The 16,455-nt window shown below is 66.0% G+C and carries 13 protein-coding genes; all 13 read left to right on the top strand.

What is annotated here, in order from left to right; genetic code table 11:
* Positions 1 to 31 precede the first annotated feature (31 nt).
* The 13 genes from ACO06X_RS00705 to ACO06X_RS00645 all read left to right on the top strand — a co-directional run bounded on the left by ACO06X_RS00705 (position 32) and on the right by ACO06X_RS00645 (position 16,453).
* Complete coding sequence (locus ACO06X_RS00705) at positions 32 to 505, top strand: Lrp/AsnC family transcriptional regulator (RefSeq protein ID WP_421838114.1); 474 nt, start codon at positions 32 to 34, stop codon at positions 503 to 505.
* A 149-nt stretch (positions 506 to 654) separates the two neighbouring features.
* Positions 655 to 1,863, top strand: a complete 1,209-nt coding sequence (locus ACO06X_RS00700) for a CoA transferase (protein WP_421838113.1) — start codon at positions 655 to 657, stop codon at positions 1,861 to 1,863.
* The gene (locus tag ACO06X_RS00695; RefSeq protein WP_421838112.1) at positions 1,860 to 3,092 is read left to right on the top strand and encodes an acetyl-CoA C-acetyltransferase; all 1,233 of its coding nucleotides are present in this window, start codon (positions 1,860 to 1,862) and stop codon (positions 3,090 to 3,092) included. The genes ACO06X_RS00700 and ACO06X_RS00695 overlap by 4 nt, the downstream gene beginning before the upstream one ends.
* A gap of 2 nt (positions 3,093 to 3,094) precedes the next feature.
* Complete coding sequence (locus ACO06X_RS00690; RefSeq protein ID WP_421838111.1) at positions 3,095 to 4,702, top strand: acyl-CoA dehydrogenase family protein; 1,608 nt, start codon at positions 3,095 to 3,097, stop codon at positions 4,700 to 4,702.
* Positions 4,702 to 5,562, top strand: coding sequence for an FAS1-like dehydratase domain-containing protein (locus ACO06X_RS00685; RefSeq protein ID WP_421838110.1), 861 nt, complete (start codon positions 4,702 to 4,704; stop codon positions 5,560 to 5,562). Before ACO06X_RS00690 ends, ACO06X_RS00685 begins: the two co-directional genes overlap by 1 nt.
* Positions 5,559 to 6,515, top strand: a complete 957-nt coding sequence (locus ACO06X_RS00680; protein ID WP_421838109.1) for an NAD(P)H-binding protein — start codon at positions 5,559 to 5,561, stop codon at positions 6,513 to 6,515. Before ACO06X_RS00685 ends, ACO06X_RS00680 begins: the two co-directional genes overlap by 4 nt.
* Positions 6,515 to 7,435 (top strand): alpha/beta fold hydrolase, encoded by a 921-nt coding sequence (locus ACO06X_RS00675; protein WP_421838108.1) that lies wholly within the window; start codon positions 6,515 to 6,517, stop codon positions 7,433 to 7,435. The genes ACO06X_RS00680 and ACO06X_RS00675 overlap by 1 nt, the downstream gene beginning before the upstream one ends.
* A 217-nt stretch (positions 7,436 to 7,652) precedes the next feature.
* Positions 7,653 to 10,640 (top strand): TonB-dependent receptor, encoded by a 2,988-nt coding sequence (locus ACO06X_RS00670; protein ID WP_421838107.1) that lies wholly within the window; start codon positions 7,653 to 7,655, stop codon positions 10,638 to 10,640.
* Positions 10,641 to 10,752: 112 nt separating this feature from the next.
* Positions 10,753 to 12,282, top strand: coding sequence for a tryptophan halogenase family protein (locus tag ACO06X_RS00665; protein ID WP_421838106.1), 1,530 nt, complete (start codon positions 10,753 to 10,755; stop codon positions 12,280 to 12,282).
* A complete protein-coding gene (locus ACO06X_RS00660; protein WP_421838105.1) occupies positions 12,279 to 12,998 on the top strand; it encodes a SapC family protein in 720 nt (239 codons plus the stop codon). The genes ACO06X_RS00665 and ACO06X_RS00660 overlap by 4 nt, the downstream gene beginning before the upstream one ends.
* Positions 12,991 to 14,022, top strand: a complete 1,032-nt coding sequence (locus ACO06X_RS00655; protein WP_421838104.1) for a cupin-like domain-containing protein — start codon at positions 12,991 to 12,993, stop codon at positions 14,020 to 14,022. Before ACO06X_RS00660 ends, ACO06X_RS00655 begins: the two co-directional genes overlap by 8 nt.
* Entirely contained in the window at positions 14,019 to 15,521 is a 1,503-nt protein-coding gene (locus ACO06X_RS00650) for a tryptophan halogenase family protein (RefSeq protein WP_421838103.1), read from the top strand. Before ACO06X_RS00655 ends, ACO06X_RS00650 begins: the two co-directional genes overlap by 4 nt.
* A complete protein-coding gene (locus tag ACO06X_RS00645; protein WP_421838102.1) occupies positions 15,521 to 16,453 on the top strand; it encodes a glycoside hydrolase family 16 protein in 933 nt (310 codons plus the stop codon). Before ACO06X_RS00650 ends, ACO06X_RS00645 begins: the two co-directional genes overlap by 1 nt.
* Positions 16,454 to 16,455: the final 2 nt, after the last annotated feature.

Below are 16,455 nucleotides of genomic sequence, written 5' to 3'. Positions count from 1 at the left end.
CTGCCAATTCAGATGCCGCGAGTAAAAGATAATGCCAGATACCGATCTAGATGCGATTGACCGCAAGATTCTCCGCCGCCTTCAGCAAAACGGCCGTCTTACCAACCAGCAACTGTGCGAGGATGTCGGCCTCAGCCCCAGCCCCTGCCTGCGCCGCGTCCGCGCGCTGGAGGAACGTGGTATCATCACCGGCTATGTCGCGCTGGTTGAGCCCGAGACTATCGGCCTCCCGGTCAACGCCTTCGTGCGCATCCGGCTCGACCAGCAGGACGACCACCACCTCGCGACCTTCGAAAGCGCTGTCGCCGAATTTCCCGAAGTGATGGACTGCTACCTGATGACCGGCGAGGCGGACTACCAGCTGCGCGTCCTCGTCCCCTCGCTCGCCGCCTTCGAGGATTTCCTGAGGAAACGTCTGACGCGGATCGCCGGGGTGGCGCAGGTGACCACGAGCTTCGCGCTGCGCCCGATTGTGAACCGCACGGCGCTGCCAGTGCCGGATTGACCACGCCCCTCCAGTTCGTGTCGAGCGGAGTCGAGACACCATAAGCCCCCTCGAAAACGACAGCACCCCGCCTAGCCTCTTGGCTTAACCGCTCGATTGATTACACGGATGGACCAACCACAAGAAACGTCCTGAAAGCCCCTCGCCTCATGTACAATCTGCTCTCTGGTATCACGGTGATCGAGGTGTCCTCCTTCGTCGCCTCACCGACCATCGGGCTCTATCTCGCCCAGTTCGGTGCGGAAGTGATCCGGGTCGACCAGATCGGTGGCGGACAGGATTTCAAGCGCTGGCCGCTCACGCCGGAGGGCCACTCGCTCTCGTGGGAGAACCTCAACCGCGCCAAGAAAAGCGTCGTGCTTGATCTCACGAGCAAAGAGGGCCGCGCCGTTCTCACGCAGCTGATCCAGAAGGTAGGCACCCTCGTCACCAACCTCCCGGTTGGCGGCTTTCTCGCCCATGACAAGCTGGCAGCAAACCGCCCGGACCTCATCACCGTGCGCGTCATGGGCTGGCCCGATGGCGCCATCGCGCTCGATTACACCGCCAACGCCGCAGTCGGCTATCCCGCGCTCACCGGCCCGCTGAATGACCCCGCCCCAGTCAACCACGTCCTCCCCGCCTGGGACCTCCTCACCGGAGCCTACGGCGCCTTCGCCCTCGTCTCTGCGCTGCGCCGCCGCGACGAGACCGGCCTTGGCGGCGAAGTCCGCTTGCCCCTAACCGACATCGCGATGGGCTCCGCCGCCAATCTCGGCCGCGTCGCCGAAGTGCTGCAGTCGGGCGAGGACCGCGAACGCCTCGGCAACGGCGTCTACGGCACCATCGGCCGCGATTTTCGAACCGCCGACGGGGTGCGCGTAATGATCGTCGCGATCAACGAGCGCCAGTGGCAGGGCCTCGTCCGCGCACTGGATCTGCAACCCGACCTCGCCGCGCTGGAGGCCCGCCACGGCGTTTCCTTCACCGGCGACGACGGCGTGCGTTACCGCCACCGCGACGCGATCTACGCCCTGATCGATGACGCCATCGCCCCGCTGTCCCACGCCGCACTCGCTGAAAAACTCGATGCCAATGGCGTCACCCACGGCCCCTACAAGACCATGCCCGAAGCCGTGCAGGATCCCCGCCTCGTCGGCGAGAACCCGATGTTCGCGCATACGGCGGACAACCCCAGCGGCTTTGCCTATCCCGCCGCAGGAGCCTTCGCCACCATGCCCGGCCTCGACCGCCTGACGCCGGCCCCCGCCCCCGTGCTCGGTGCCGACACGCGCGACGTGCTCGCCCGCCACCTTTCACTCGATCCCCAGGCCATAGACCGGCTGCTCGAAGCCGGCATCGCAGGAACCCCCGCATGACCAAACTGACACGCGCCGCCATTTGCGCCCCCATCCGCACCGCCGTCGGCAAGTTCGGCGGCAGCCTTGCCGATCTCAACGCCGGCCAACTTGGCGCAGTCATCCTGAAAGCGCTGATGGAGCGCACCAAGATCGATCCCGCGCGTGTCGACGATGTCGTGTTTTCGCAAGGCTACGGCAATGCGGAGGCGCCTGCCATCGGTCACTGGTCGTGGCTTGCCGCCGGGCTCCCCATCGAAGTCCCCGGCTACCAGCTCGACCGCCGCTGCGGCTCGGGCCTTCAAGCTGTCATCAACGCGGCGATGATGGTGCAGACCGGCCAGTCCGATGTTGTCGTCGCCGGCGGCGTCGAGTCCATGTCCAATGTCGAATACTACACCACCGAGGGCCGCCGTGGCACGCGCGCCGGGGGTCTCATGCTGCATGATCGGCTCACGCGCGGCCGCCTCATGTCGCAGCCGATCGAGCGCTTCGGAGTCATCAGCGGCATGATCGAAACCGCCGAAAACCTCGCCCGCGACTATGGCATCAGCCGCGAGGCTTGCGACGCCTATGCCGTGCGCAGCCACCAGCGCGCCGCCGCCGCATGGGCAAACGGGCTGTTCGACGACGAACTCGTCCCCGTCGCCATCCCCCAGAAGAAGGGCGATCCCAAGATTTTCGCACACGATGAAGGCTACCGCGCCGACGCTACGATGGAGAGCCTTGGCGCCTTGAAGCCGCTCGAAGCCAAAGCCATCCCCGGCGCGGTCGTCACCGCCGGCAATGCCAGCCAGCAGAATGATGCCGCCGCCGCCTGCCTCGTTGTTGCCGAACACAAGCTGGAAGAGCTCGGCCTCGAACCCATCGCATGGTTCCATTCGTGGGCAGCGGCCGGCTGTGACCCAGCACGCATGGGCATCGGTCCGGTCCCTGCGGTCGAACGCCTGTTCGCGCGCACCGGCCTCGGCTGGAGTGATATCGACCTTGTCGAACTCAACGAAGCCTTCGCCCCGCAGGTCCTCGCCGTGCTCAAGGGCTGGGGCTGGAGCGAGGACGACAGCCGCCATGAGGTCCTCAATGTCAACGGCTCGGGCATATCGCTCGGCCATCCCATCGGCGCGACCGGCGGGCGCATCCTTGCCAACCTGACGCGCGAACTGGTCCGCCGCAATGGCCGGTTCGGCCTTGAAACCATGTGCATTGGCGGCGGTCAGGGCATTGCCGCCGTGTTCGAACGCGCGGGCTGAGCATGGACCTCAAAGCGCCGCTTCATGCGGCCATTGCCTACCGCGAAGCCGCCCGTAGCGCGCTCGCACGCCGCCTCGCCAATCGGCCGGTGGATGCCGAGCAACGCGCCGCGCACGGCTTCGCGTGGATTGCCACCAGCGTCGCGGCGCTGGAGGCTGTCGCGGCATGGGCCGAAGCGGGGGGCGGCGCGAACCCGCTCGATGCCCTGGTCGCCGAACTTGCTTTCGCAGAAACGCTCGGCCAGCTCACCGGCGCACTCCTCATGGGCCCGGCCGAAATGCTGCGCCCGGCAGACCTGGGCCTCACCGCTGAAGCGCGCGCTCTTGCCGAAGCCGCCGCGCCGCTGCTCGACGCAGACCTCGCCGAAACCCGCGCCGCCCTCGCCGCCTCTCTGGCCGAAGGCCAATGGCCCAGCGAAACTCTGCACGACCCCGAACTCGATGAAATCCGCGCCCAGTTCCGCCGCTTCACCGATGCCGAAATCATCCCCAACGCGCACAAATGGCACCTCGCAAACGCTCTGATCCCGGACGAGACCGTCCGCGCGATGGCCGATCTCGGCACTTTCGGCGTCTGCATCCCTGAAAGCTACGGCGGCCTCGGCCTCGGCAAGCTCGTCATGTGCCTTGTCAGCGAGGAATTGTCGCGCGGCTGGATTGGCGCAGGTTCGCTTGGCACGCGCTCTGAAATCGCGGGCGAACTCATCATGCTCGGCGGCACCGAAGCGCAGAAGGCCGAGTGGCTGCCCCGTATCGCTGTCGGTGAGATCCTTCCCGTCGCGGTGTTCACTGAACCCGACGTCGGCTCCGATCTTGGCGCGCTGACCACCCGCGCGAAGCAGGAAGAAACCGGCGACTGGGTGATACACGGCGCCAAAACGTGGATCACCCACGCCGCCCGCAGCGACCTGATGACACTGCTGGTGCGCACCCAGCCCGATACGCCGGGTTATGCAGGCCTTTCGATGCTCCTCGTCCCGAAGCCTCGGGGCACCGAGGACAATCCCTTCCCCGCCGAAGGCATGACCGGCAGCGAAATCGAAGTCCTCGGCTACCGGGGCATGCGCGAATACACCCTGCAGTTCGACGGCATGCGCGCCCCTGCCGATGCGCTCCTCGGTGGGAAGGAAGGCGCCGGCTTCAAGCAGCTCATGCAGACCTTCGAAGGCGCCCGCATCCAAACCGCCGCGCGCGCGGTCGGCACCGCCCGCCGCGCGCTGGAACTCGGCCTTGCCTACGCACTCCAGCGCAAGCAGTTTGGGCAAGCGCTGATCCATTTCCCCCGCGTGGCGGACAAGCTCGCGGTCATGCTCGCGGAATACATCACCGCGCGCGAACTCTCCTACGCCGCCGCCCGCGCCAAGGATGCTGGCCGCCGCTGCGATATCGAAGCCGGCATGGCCAAGCTCCACGCCGCCCGCGCCGCCTGGACCGCCGCCGACGCAAGCCTGCAGATCCACGGCGGCAATGGCTACGCGCTGGAATACGAGATCAGCCGAGTGCTCTGCGATGCGCGCATCCTCTCGATCTTCGAAGGTGCGGCGGAAATCCAGGCGCAAGTCATCGCGCGCGGCCTCATGGCAGGGCGTGGCTCAGTAAGGGTGGGCTAGTGGGCGATTACACGGCATGGATCGGCCGCGAGGAAGTGCGCCGCGATTGGCTGACGCCCAGCCTTCTCACCCGCTGGTGCGCCGCGCTCGACCGCGCCGAACCCTTGGACCAGACCGCACCCCAAGGCCTTCACTGGTGCCTCTGCACACCAGACGCGCCCACGGCCGCCCTCGGGCCGGACGGCCACCCCAAGCGCGATGATAGCCCCGCCAGCCTCATCCCCCCGCTACCCCTCGAACGCCGCATGTGGGCGGCAGGCGCGGCGGAATTCCTCGCGCCGATTCCCGCAGGTGCCGCGATCGAACGCCGCACCCGCGTGCTTTCGCTTACCGAGAAGCAGGGCGGCACTGGCCCCCTCGTCTTCGCCGAACTCGCACACGAAACCTTCGCCGGGGAAACGCTGGCCATTCGCGAAACGCAGACGCTGGTCTACCGCGATGCCCCGCCCTCCGGCAGCCCACCTGCTCCGCCACCGCCCGGCGAAGGCCGTTTCGATCCATCAGGCTGGGATGCCACGCGCGAAGTGCTCCCCACCCCCGCGCTGCTGTTCCGCTACTCCGCGCTCACCTTCAACACGCACCGCATCCACTACGACCACCCCTACGCGACCGGCACCGAGGGCTATCGCGGCCTTGTCGTCCACGGTCCGTTGATCGCCACGCTTCTGCTCGATCTCGCCCGCCGTACGCTGGGATCGGAAGCGGCGCTCGCGAAGTTCAGCTTCCGCGCCGTCTCCCCCGCTGTGGCCAACGAACCTTTGCACCTTGCGTTCAAGCATGAGGACGGCGCCTTCATCCTCGCTGCCCACGCCGCCGATGGCCGGCAGGTCATGGCCGCCAAGGCAGCGCCCGCCGCATGAGCCGCATTGCCCTGCTCGGCGCCACCGGCACGATCGGCAGGGCGACGGCGCAGGCGCTGGTCGATGCGGGGCATGATGTCGTCGCCATGGTCCGCCGTGAGCCCGGCGCGCCGCTCCCCGGCGTTACCTTGCGCCGCGCCGATCCCGCCGATCCGGTCAGTCTCATGCATGACGGTTTTGCCGGTGAGCATTTCGACGCCGTCGTCTCGTGCATGGCATCGCGCACCGGGGTTCCGCGCGATGCCTGGGCGATCGACCACAAGGCTCATAGCCACGCGCTCGCCTTGGCAGAACGCTGCGGCGCGGGGCATTTCGTGCTGCTCTCGGCGATCTGCGTACAAAAACCGCTACGCGCCTTCCAGCAGGCCAAGCTGGCCTTTGAGGCTGAACTCATCGCCTCGGGGATGCGCTATTCGATCGTGCATCCAACGGCCTTCTTCAAGTCGCTCTCCGGGCAGATCGAGCGCGTGCGAAGCGGCAAGCCCTTCCTCCTCTTCGGGGACGGCACGCTCACCGCCTGCAAGCCCATCAGCAACCGCGATCTCGGCGCCTATATCGCCGGCTGCCTCACCGAGCCGGACCGCTGGAACAAGGTGCTCCCCATCGGCGGCCCCGGCCCCGCGATCACCCCGCGCGAGCAGGGCGAGGCACTGTTTGCGTTGACCGGCCTTCCGCCGAAATACCGCTCGGTCCCGCCCGGCTTCCTCGGCGGCATCGCGGGTGTACTGAGCCTTGCCGCGCGCCTGATCCCCCCGCTCGCCACCAAGGCCGAGCTCGCCCGCATCGGCCACTATTACGCGACCGAATCCATGCTCGTCCTCGATCCCGCGAACGGCTCTTACAGCGCCGCGCTGACGCCCGAGACGGGCTCCGACACGCTCTTCGATCACTACCGCGCCGTCCTCTCGGGCGAAGCCGTGCCCGATGATCGCGGCGAGCATGCGGTATTCTGATGATCCGCCGCATCCTGCGCTGGGCCGCCGCGCTCTTGCTCGTGGCCATCGCCGCCCTTGCGCTGTGGCTCTATGCGCCGGACAAGCCGCGCGCCGCGCTGGAAACCGCCTACCCCGGCGAATACCGCACTGTCCTTGGCCTGCGGCTACGCCTGCGCGATACCGGCCCGCGCGATGCGCCCGCGCTGATCCTGCTCCACGGCTTCGGCTCCAGCCTCGATACCTGGGAGCCCTGGGCCAAGGCGCTGTCCGCCAAGCACCGCGTGATCCGGCTTGATCTTCCCGGCTTCGGACTGACCGGTCCGGACCTCACCGGCGACTACTCCGATGCCCGCACACTCGCCATCCTTGCGGGACTGATGGACCAACTCGGCCTGCCTCGGGCCACCCTCATCGGCAATTCGCTCGGCGGCCGCTTCGCCTGGGAGTTTGCCGCCCGTTATCCGCAGCGCGTCGCAAAGCTCGTGCTGATCTCCCCCGATGGTTTTGCCAGCCCCGGCTTCGAATATGGCAAGGCGCCCGAAGTGCCCCTCGTCATGAACCTGATGCCATGGGTGGGTCCGCGCTCGCTGATCCGCGCCAATCTTGCACCGGCGTGGGCGCACCCCGATGCGCTGCCCGATGCAGTGCTCGAGCGATACCGCGACATGCTCCTGGCTCCAGGTGTCCGCCGCGCAATCCTCGATCGCACCCGCCAGACCGTGATCACCGATCCTGCGGCGCGCCTGCGCAGCATCGCTGCTCCCACCCTGCTGCTCTGGGGTGAGCAGGACCACATGATCCCCGTGCAAAATGCGCAGGATTACTTGCGCCTTTTGCCCAATGCGCGATTTGTCCGCCTGCCGGGCATGGGCCATGGTCCGTTCGAGGAAGCCCCCGCCGCCGCGCTTGCGCCGCTCGAACGCTTCCTCGCGCAATAACTCCGCAGCTCGCCCGACCGGCAAGGCCCCGTCTGGCTGGCTCGTTGCATTCGCGCAACAGCCAACGACTAAGGCGAAAACTGCAATCGCCTTTGCGCAAAACGCCCGGTTCCGGCTTGACGAAGTGAACGTTCCCAGTTAGGTGAACGTTCACAACAGCCTGGTTTCTATAGGTCTCAACCGGACAAAGTGCCGGAATTCAGGGGGAAGAATCGCAATGAAAGCATCGCGCAAGCCTGCCTATGCCCACCTCATGCTCGGGGCGTCGGCAGCAGCACTCGCTCTCACCGCGCAGCAAGCCGTAGCGCAGGAAGCGGCGCCCGCCGCCGCGCCGCAGGCCGCTGCCAGCGATGAGCCGGCCGCCACGATCGTTGTCACCGGCATCCGCGCCTCGCTCAAGAGCTCGCTGAATATCAAGCGTTCGGGCATCGGCGTGATCGATGCGATCTCGGCGGAAGACATCGGCAAGTTCCCCGATACCAACCTTGCGGAATCGCTGCAGCGCATCACCGGTGTCTCGATCGACCGCTCCAACGGTGAAGGTCAGTTCGTCACGGTTCGCGGCTTCGGCCCCGATTACAACCTCGTCCTGCTCAACGGCCGCCAGATGCCTGCCTCCAGCCTTGGTGGCTCGAGCGGCGCACCGGCCTCGCGCAGCTTCGATTTCGCCAACCTCGCCTCGGAAGGCATTGCCGGCGTCGAAGTCTACAAGTCGGGCCGCGCCAGCCTCGCCACCGGCGGCATCGGCTCGGTGATCAACATCAAGACCCCGCGCCCGCTCGATCGCCCGGGCCTGCACGGCAGCATCGGCGCCAAGGCGCTCTACGATACGTCGGTGTTCGAGGGTCAGAAGGTGAAGCCCGAAGTTTCGGGCGTCATCAGCGATACCTTCGCCGACAACCGCATCGGTATCTCGATCAGCGGTTCGTATCAGGATCGCCGCGCGAGCCAGGCGCAGTTCAATGCTGGCTGGCGCGAAGGCTACCTCGGGAATGAAAACAACTGGGGTTCACTCCCGGTCGACGCCAACGACTGGCGCGGCAACTATGCCCGCACCGAAAACCGCCCCGGCCCGAACACCGTCTATCAGGTGACGCAGAACGCTGGTTACGATTTCACCACGTTCCGCCGCCAGCGCATCAACGGGCAGGCCGTGGTCCAGGTCAAGCCGACCGACACGCTGGTCGCGACGGTTGACTACACCTTCTCGCAGAACACCATCGATGCGCGCACCAACAGCATCGGCGTGTGGTTCAACCATGATCAGACCAGCAGCAGCTGGACCGACGGCCCCGCCGCAGGTCCGAATTTCTACGCCGAAAACTTCGGCCCCGGCAAGGATCTCGCCATCACCGGCGCGGTTGCGGCCAATCGGTCGATCAACCGCTCGATCGGCGGCAACCTCAAGTGGGATGGCCCCGGCGGCCTGCGCCTCGAACTCGACGGTCATCACTCGACTGCCGAGAGCAAGCCCACCTCGCCTTACGGCTCCGGCATCGCAGTCGGCAGCGCAATTTTTGGCGTGAAGAGCCAGAAGGTCGATTTCACCTCCGACATGCCGGTCATCTCGGTCGAGATGTACCCGGGCGCAGAGATCAACGCCGCCAATATCCGCCCCGCTGGCAACGCTTTCCGCACCGCCTACATGCGTGACGAGATCAACGAGCTGGCCTTGCGCGGCGGCTACGATTTCGATGCCTCGTTCATCGACAGCCTCGATTTCGGCGTCACCTACACCGAAAACAAGGTGCGCTCGGCCTTTGGCGTGATTCAGAACGACACCTGGGGCGGAACGCTCTCGAAGGCCGATACGCCGGACGATCTCTACACGATCCGGGATCTGCCTGCGGATCTCAAGGGCATGAACGTAACCGGCAACGGCATCATCCCGAGCTACTTTGACGTTAATACCCCGGGCCTCATCAATCTGCTCAACGACAAGCTGGGCATCTGCGGCAACGCCCAGACTGCCGGCACCTGCCTTGCCAAGTTCGATACCGACCGTTCGATCCGCGAACGCACCGTCGCGCCCTATATCCAGACAACCCACTCGTTCGATCTGGGCGATGCGCCTTCGCACCTGCGGCTTGGACTGCGCTACGAAAAGACAAAGGTGGACTCGAGCGCACTTGTGCCTGTCCCGACCGGAACGGTCTGGAGCGGCGGCAACGAGACCGCGATTGTCTATGGTGCGGAGAGTTCGTTCGTCACGCTCAAGGGCAAGTACGACAACTGGCTGCCCGCCATCGACTTCGACATGCAGCCGTTCAAGAACTTCAAGTTCCGTGCGTCGTACAGCCACACGATCACCCGTCCCGACTATGCCAGCATGCAGGGCGGCACCTCGCTTGCTTCGCCGATCCGCATCGGCGGCAGCACGGCCTCGAGCGGCAACCCGAACCTCCTGCCTTACAAGTCGAAGGGCGTGGATATCTCGGGTGAGTGGTACTACGGGCCGACGAGCTACATCTCGGTGGGCTTCTTCCACAAGGTGGTGAAGAACTACATCAGCCAGACGCAGGTCAATCAGCCCGCGTTCGGCCTGACCAACGCAGCAGCCGGCGCCCGTGCGCAGGAAGCTCGTGCCGCGCTGGGATCGGATGCCACCGCGCAGCAGATCATGAACTACATCGGCAACAAGTATCCGCAGACCGTTGCCGGGCGCGACGGCGAGGGCAATGTGACTGGTGTGAAATCTCTGGCGGATGATCCGCTGGTGAATTTCATCACCACGCAGCCGACCAACAGCGATCAGAAGGCTCGCATCTGGGGTTGGGAATTCGCGGTCCAGCACAGCTTCTGGGATACCGGCTTCGGTGCCATCGTGAACTACACCGTGGTGCAGAGCGATACCAAGTTCGACAACACGAAGCGCTACACCGTGCCGCAGTTCGCCGTAACCGGCATCAGCAACAGCGCGAACGCGGTGCTCTACTACGACAAGAAGGGCCTCCAAGCCCGCGTCGCCTACAACTGGCGCGCCGGGTTCCTTTCGGGCTACGGCTTCGATCCCTACTACACCAACGCCTATGGCCAGTGGGACGTGAGCGCGAGCTACGAGATCAAGAAGGGCGTCACCGTCTTCGGCGAAGGGATCAACATCACCAACGCCGACCGCAAGGGCCACATGCGCAACGACCAGACCGTGTTCTTCGCGGCTCCCGGTTATGCGCGCTGGGCAGCGGGGGCACGCTTCACCTTCTGACCGGTTCACGCCTGAACGAAGGTCCTGCATTGAAGAGAGCCGCACTGCCTCCCAAGCGGTGCGGCTCTTCGCTTTGGTAACACGCTCAAAACTGCGCTAAGGTCGCCTCGAAATGAGCACCCCGGTTGAGCATATCGTGATCGTCGGCGGCGGCACCGCCGGATGGCTTTCCGCATGCGTGCTCGGCGCGCGGCTGCGGGGCAAGCGCATCACGCTGGTCGAAGCGCCGGATATCCCGACCATCGGCGTCGGCGAGGGCACCTGGCCGACGATGCGCGAGACGCTGGCGACGATCGGCATTCCCGAGGCGGAATTTCTCGTCGCCTGCGACGCGACCTTCAAGCAGGGCTCGCGCTTCGATGGCTGGCGAGATGGGTCGGTGGACGACAGCTACCTCCATCCCTTCACCGCCCCGCCCGCAGCAGACATGCGCGATCTTGCCGCTGCCTGGCAGACCGGTGGCCAGCGAGGCCCATTTGCTGCAGCCATTACCCCGCAGCATGCGGTCTGTGCGGCGAACCTCGCGCCCCGCCAGCGCGCCATGCCCGATTATGCCGGCGCGCTGAACTACGGCTATCACCTCGATGCTGGCAAATTCGCCGCACTGTTGATGCGGCACGCAACCCAGCGGCTCGGCGTCACGCGGATTGCTGCGCAGGTCACTGGCGTCAGGCGTGCAGCAAATGGCGATTTTGCGGCGCTCTTGCTCCACGATGGCGCATCGCTGGCAGGCGACTTGTTCCTCGATTGCTCGGGGCAGGCTGCCATCCTCATCGCCGGTGAATGCGGTGCCGAATGGGTCGACCGCTCGGAAGTCTCGTTCAATGACCGCGCGCTTGCGGTACAGGTCCCGGTCGAACCCGGTAGCCCCATCGCTGCGCAGACCATCGGTACCGCGCACGAAGCAGGCTGGCTTTGGGATATCGGCCTGCCCACCCGGCGCGGCATTGGCTGTGTCTATGCCTCGCGCTTCATGAGCGACGATCGCGCTGCGGATATCCTGCGCGCGTATATCGCCGCCAAGGTCCCCGGTTCCGATCCCGCCAGCCTCACCCCCCGCAAGCTCGCCTTCAGGACCGGCCACCGCGACCGGTTCTGGATCGGTAATTGCCTTGCCGTCGGCCTCTCCGCCGGTTTCATCGAGCCGCTCGAAGCCTCGGCCATCGTGCTCATCGAGCTTTCGCTGAAGGCGCTCGCGGACAATTTCCCGCAGAGCCGCGCCAGCTTGGAAATCCACGCCGCGCGCTTCAACGAGCTGTTCCGCTACCGCTGGGACCGCGTGGTCGAATTCCTGAAGCTCCACTATGTGCCGAGCCAGCGGCCCGAGCCCTACTGGCAGGCCCAGCGCGCGCCTGAAACCATCCCGCCACGCCTCGCCGAATGCCTTGCGCTGTGGCGCGAGCAAGCCCCCTCGGCATGGGATTTCCCCCGCATCGACGAGATGTTCCCCGCCGCCAGCCAGCAATATGTGCTGCACGGCATGGGCCTTCCCGTCCCGCTTGCGAGCACCACGCCCGCCGCCCCGGCGCGGCTTGCAGAGATCACCGCCAAGGCGCGCGCGCTTGCCGCTGCGCTGCCCACCACGCGCGACTACCTCGACCGTCTCACCGCAGGATCTGCGGCTGCCAGGATACCCGCATGAGCCAGCATCAGATCCTCAATCCCGCCGATCACGGCCAGCTTCGCATCCACACCGAGGCAGGGGCGGAGTATGGCGACAACGTCATGGCCTCGCTCGCCATGCCCGCCGAATTCCGCGAGGTTCAGGCGCACTATCCCATCGTCTTCCGCCGCGATGCCGAAACCGGCAAGCTCGCCGCACTCGCGCTGTTCGGTTTCGAGGCGGGTGAGAACCTCTACCTCGAAGGCAACACATGGGGCGCGCGCTACCGGCCCATGGCCCACGCCGTGCAGCCTTTCCTGATCGGCCGCCCGCCTGAAGAAGGCGCGGCCCCTCAAGTCCACGTCGACATGGCAAATCCCCGCATCTCGGCGAGCGGCGAAGGCGTGCGCCTGTTCGACGAGGCCGGGGCGCCGACGCCCTATCTCGAAACCGTGGCGACCATGCTCGGCGACCTGGACTACGCCTGGCACGAGAGCACTGCCTTTTTCGCCGCGCTCGAAACCTACGGCCTTGTCGAACCATTCACCCTCGACGTCACGCTCGATAACGGCGCGGTCCAGTCGCTCGTCGGCTTCCAGACGATCCATGAAGAACGCCTTTCCGGCCTCGACGGCGAAGCGCTTGCCGCCTTGATGAGCGAAGGCCACCTCGCCCGCATCTACATGGTGCTCGCCAGCCTCGCGCAGTTCGGCAATCTCGTCGCCCGCAAGAACCGGAAGGTGGCGCTTGGCTGAGGCAGATGCCTCGATCTTCGCCGCAATACCTGCGGTGGAAGAGCGTGTTGCTGACGATGCCGCCGCGCTCGATGCCCTGCTGCAAGGCGCACGCACGCCTTTCGTGATCCGCGGCCTCGTCCGCGACTGGCCGCTGGTGCAGGCGGGGCTCGTCTCCGCCAAGGCTGCGCGCACCTATCTCCTCGAACGCGCGCGCGCGGTTCCCTTCTCGGTTTCGCTCGGGCAGCCCGGCAAGGACGGCCGCCTGTTCTACGGCGCGGACATGGAAATGAATTTCCGCGAAGCGCGCGGCAAGCTCGCCGATGTGTTCGCCGGGATGGACGCCAACGAGGGCCGCGCCGATGCCCCGGCGATCTATCTCGGCTCGATCGATGTGCCGACGCACTTCACCACCGTCGCTGCTGAAAACGCCATTGATCTCGGCAGCCGCGAAGCGATTATCAGCCTGTGGATCGGCACGCCCACGCGGATCGCGGCACACAACGATTTTCCCGACAACCTCGCCTGCTGTGCTGCCGGGCGCCGCCGCTTCACGCTGTTCCCGCCCGAGCAGTTCGCCAATCTGCACCTCGGCCCCATCGACAACACGCCGGCAGGACGCGCGGTTTCGATGGTGGATTTCCACGCGCCGGACCTCGCCCTCCACCCCCGGTTCGCCGAAGCGCTGGCACACGCGCAAGTCGCCGTGCTGGAGCCGGGCGACGCGCTCTTCATCCCCTCGATGTGGTGGCACCATGTCGAAGGGCTCGCCCCGTTCAACATCCTGATGAACTACTGGTGGCGCGATACCCCGCGCTGGCTCGGCCAGCCGCAGGATGCGCTCAACCACGCGATCCTTTCGATCCGCGATCTGCCCGCCGAGGACAAGGCGATCTGGCGCGCGCTGTTCGATTACTACGTGTTCGAAAACGGCCCTGACGTCACCGACCATATCCCCGCAGGCGGGCGCGGCATTCTGGATCCGCTGGATCCTGCCGCCGCCGGCCGCATCCGCGCATTTCTGCTAAGGACCCTCAGCAAATGACTCAAACGAGCCCCAAACGCCGTATCGTCGTGGCCGGTGGCGGCACCGCCGGCTGGATGGCCGCCGCCGCGCTCGCGCGTACCCTCGGCGATGCGATTGAACTCACGCTCGTCGAGTCCGAAGCGATCGGCACCATCGGCGTGGGCGAAAGCACGATCCCGCCGCTTGTCGCCTACAACCGCCTGCTTGGCATTGGTGAGGCCGATTTCATGCGCGCCACGCAGGCCACCTTCAAGCTCGGCATCAATTTCGAGAACTGGCGCGTGCCGGGCGAAAGCTATTTCCACTCCTTCGGGGTAACCGGCCGCGATCACTGGAGCGCGGGCTTCCAGCACTTCTGGATGCACGGCCTCACGAAGGGCCACGAAGCGAGCTACGACGACTATTGCATCGAGCTTCAGGCCGCGATGAAGTCGAAGTTCGCGCACCTGCCCGACAACCGGATCAACTACGCCTATCAGCTCGATTCCGGCCTCTATGCCATGTTCCTGCGCAAGCTGGCCGAGGCCGACGGTTGCCGCCGCGTCGAAGGCAAGATCGCCGAAGTCGAACTCCATCCCGAAACCGGCGATATCGCCGCGCTGCGTCTTGAATCCGGCCAGCGGCTCGAAGGCGATCTCTTCCTCGATTGCACCGGCTTTCGCGCGCTGCTCATGGAAGGCGCGCTGCACGTGGGGTACGACGATTGGACTCACTGGCTTCCTTGCGATTCCGCCATCGCGGTGCAGACCGCCAGCGTCCGCCCGCCCGTGCCCTATACCCGCGCCATCGCGCATGATGCGGGCTGGCAGTGGCGCATCCCGCTCCAGCACCGGCAGGGCAACGGCATTGTCTATTGCAGCCGCTACCTTTCAAAGGATGCCGCGATGGACCGCCTGTTCTCCACCGTCGAGGGGGAGCGGCTGACTCAGCCCAACGTGATCCGCTTCACCACCGGCGCGCGGCGCAAGCAGTGGCACCGCAATTGCGTGGCGGTCGGCCTCTCGGGCGGGTTCATGGAACCGCTGGAATCGACCAGCATCCATCTCATCCAGCGCGCCATCCTGCGCATCGTCCGCATGCTTCCGGCGGGCACGATCAGCCCGCGCGACGTGGCGGAATTCAACGATCAGCAGATGACCGACATGGAGCAGATCCGCGATTTCCTGATCCTCCACTACAAGGCGACCGACCGGCGCGACAGCCCATTCTGGCGCCAGTGCGCGGCGATGGAGATCCCCGACAGCCTCACCCACAAGATCGAACTGTTCCGCGAAACCGGCCGCGTCTTCCGCAAGAACGAGGAGCTTTTCGTCGAGAACAGCTGGGTGCAGGTGATGATGGGCCAGGGCATCATGCCGCAAAGCTACCACCCGGTCGCGACCAAGCTTTCGGACGCGGAACTGGCGCACCTGCTGGGCGGCCTGCGCGAAAGCGTTGCGAAAACGGTCGCGGGCCTCCCCGATCACCACGCTTATGTGGCGCAATATTGCGGCGCGCAGGAAGCGCGCGCGGCGTGATGCGGCGCCTGCTCGCGCTCGCGGCCATGGCCGTGCCACTGCCGGCCCATGCCGCGGCAGACGATTGGCAGCTTGTCTGGTCGGACGAGTTCACTGGCGCTGCCATCGACAGCGCGAAGTGGAGCTTTGACGTCGATTGCTGGGGCGGCGGCAACAACGAGCGCCAGTGCTACACCGATCACAAGGACAACGCTCGCATCGTGGACGGGGCGCTCGTCATCACCGCGCTGCACGAACGCGTCAGCGGCCCGGCCCTTCCTGCCGGCCAACGCGCCAATCCGGCGAAGCCCGGCGACCTCGTCACTCGCGACTACACCTCCGCCCGCCTCACCACGCGCGGCAAGGCCGCGTGGCGCTATGGCCGCATCGAAGTGCGCGCCAGCCTGCCGCAGGGACAGGGCACCTGGCCCGCAATCTGGATGCTGCCGGAAGCCAATACTTACGGCCCATGGGCCGCCTCGGGCGAGATCGACATTCTCGAGGCGGTGAACCTCGGCGTGCCCTGCAAGGCCTGCGAAGGCGGCAAGGAGGACACGATCCTCGGCACCCTGCACTTCGGCAAGCCCTGGCCCGGCAACACCCACAAGGGTGACGAAGTCCACAAACCCGCCGTGCTCGAAGGCTTCCACACTTATGCCATCGCATGGGAGCCGGACCGGATCACGTGGCAGATCGATGGCGAGACTTACGCCGTTCGCAAGCGCAGCGAATGGTTCACTTCCGGCTCGGCCACCCCGGGCGCGCCCTTCGATCAGCCCTTCCACCTCATTCTCAACCTTGCGTTCGGCGGGGGCCTTGCGGAATCGCGCGGGTCCAAGGGCGTGTCCAACAGCAATTTTCCCAAGCGCTTCTTGATCGATTGGGTGCGCGTCTGGCAAAGGCCTCCGCAGGGCGCCGGCATCACGCCAGCAGCACAGCAAAGGGACCAATAACG

It is taken from the genome of Novosphingobium sp. (genome assembly GCF_965229225.1).
Lineage (GTDB): Bacteria > Pseudomonadota > Alphaproteobacteria > Sphingomonadales > Sphingomonadaceae > Novosphingobium.
Note: the sequence above shows the minus strand (reverse complement) of the source record. Positions and strands in the feature narration are given on the sequence as shown.

Coding starts and splice junctions, on each gene's coding strand:
- ACO06X_RS00645 (WP_421838102.1), top strand. CDS start 15,521: ATGCGGCGCCTGCTCGCGCTCGCGGCCATGGCCGTGCCACTGCCGGCC.
- ACO06X_RS00665 (WP_421838106.1), top strand. CDS start 10,753: ATGAGCACCCCGGTTGAGCATATCGTGATCGTCGGCGGCGGCACCGCC.
- ACO06X_RS00690 (WP_421838111.1), top strand. CDS start 3,095: ATGGACCTCAAAGCGCCGCTTCATGCGGCCATTGCCTACCGCGAAGCC.
- ACO06X_RS00670 (WP_421838107.1), top strand. CDS start 7,653: ATGAAAGCATCGCGCAAGCCTGCCTATGCCCACCTCATGCTCGGGGCG.
- ACO06X_RS00700 (WP_421838113.1), top strand. CDS start 655: ATGTACAATCTGCTCTCTGGTATCACGGTGATCGAGGTGTCCTCCTTC.
- ACO06X_RS00695 (WP_421838112.1), top strand. CDS start 1,860: ATGACCAAACTGACACGCGCCGCCATTTGCGCCCCCATCCGCACCGCC.
- ACO06X_RS00660 (WP_421838105.1), top strand. CDS start 12,279: ATGAGCCAGCATCAGATCCTCAATCCCGCCGATCACGGCCAGCTTCGC.
- ACO06X_RS00650 (WP_421838103.1), top strand. CDS start 14,019: ATGACTCAAACGAGCCCCAAACGCCGTATCGTCGTGGCCGGTGGCGGC.
- ACO06X_RS00680 (WP_421838109.1), top strand. CDS start 5,559: ATGAGCCGCATTGCCCTGCTCGGCGCCACCGGCACGATCGGCAGGGCG.
- ACO06X_RS00705 (WP_421838114.1), top strand. CDS start 32: ATGCCAGATACCGATCTAGATGCGATTGACCGCAAGATTCTCCGCCGC.
- ACO06X_RS00675 (WP_421838108.1), top strand. CDS start 6,515: ATGATCCGCCGCATCCTGCGCTGGGCCGCCGCGCTCTTGCTCGTGGCC.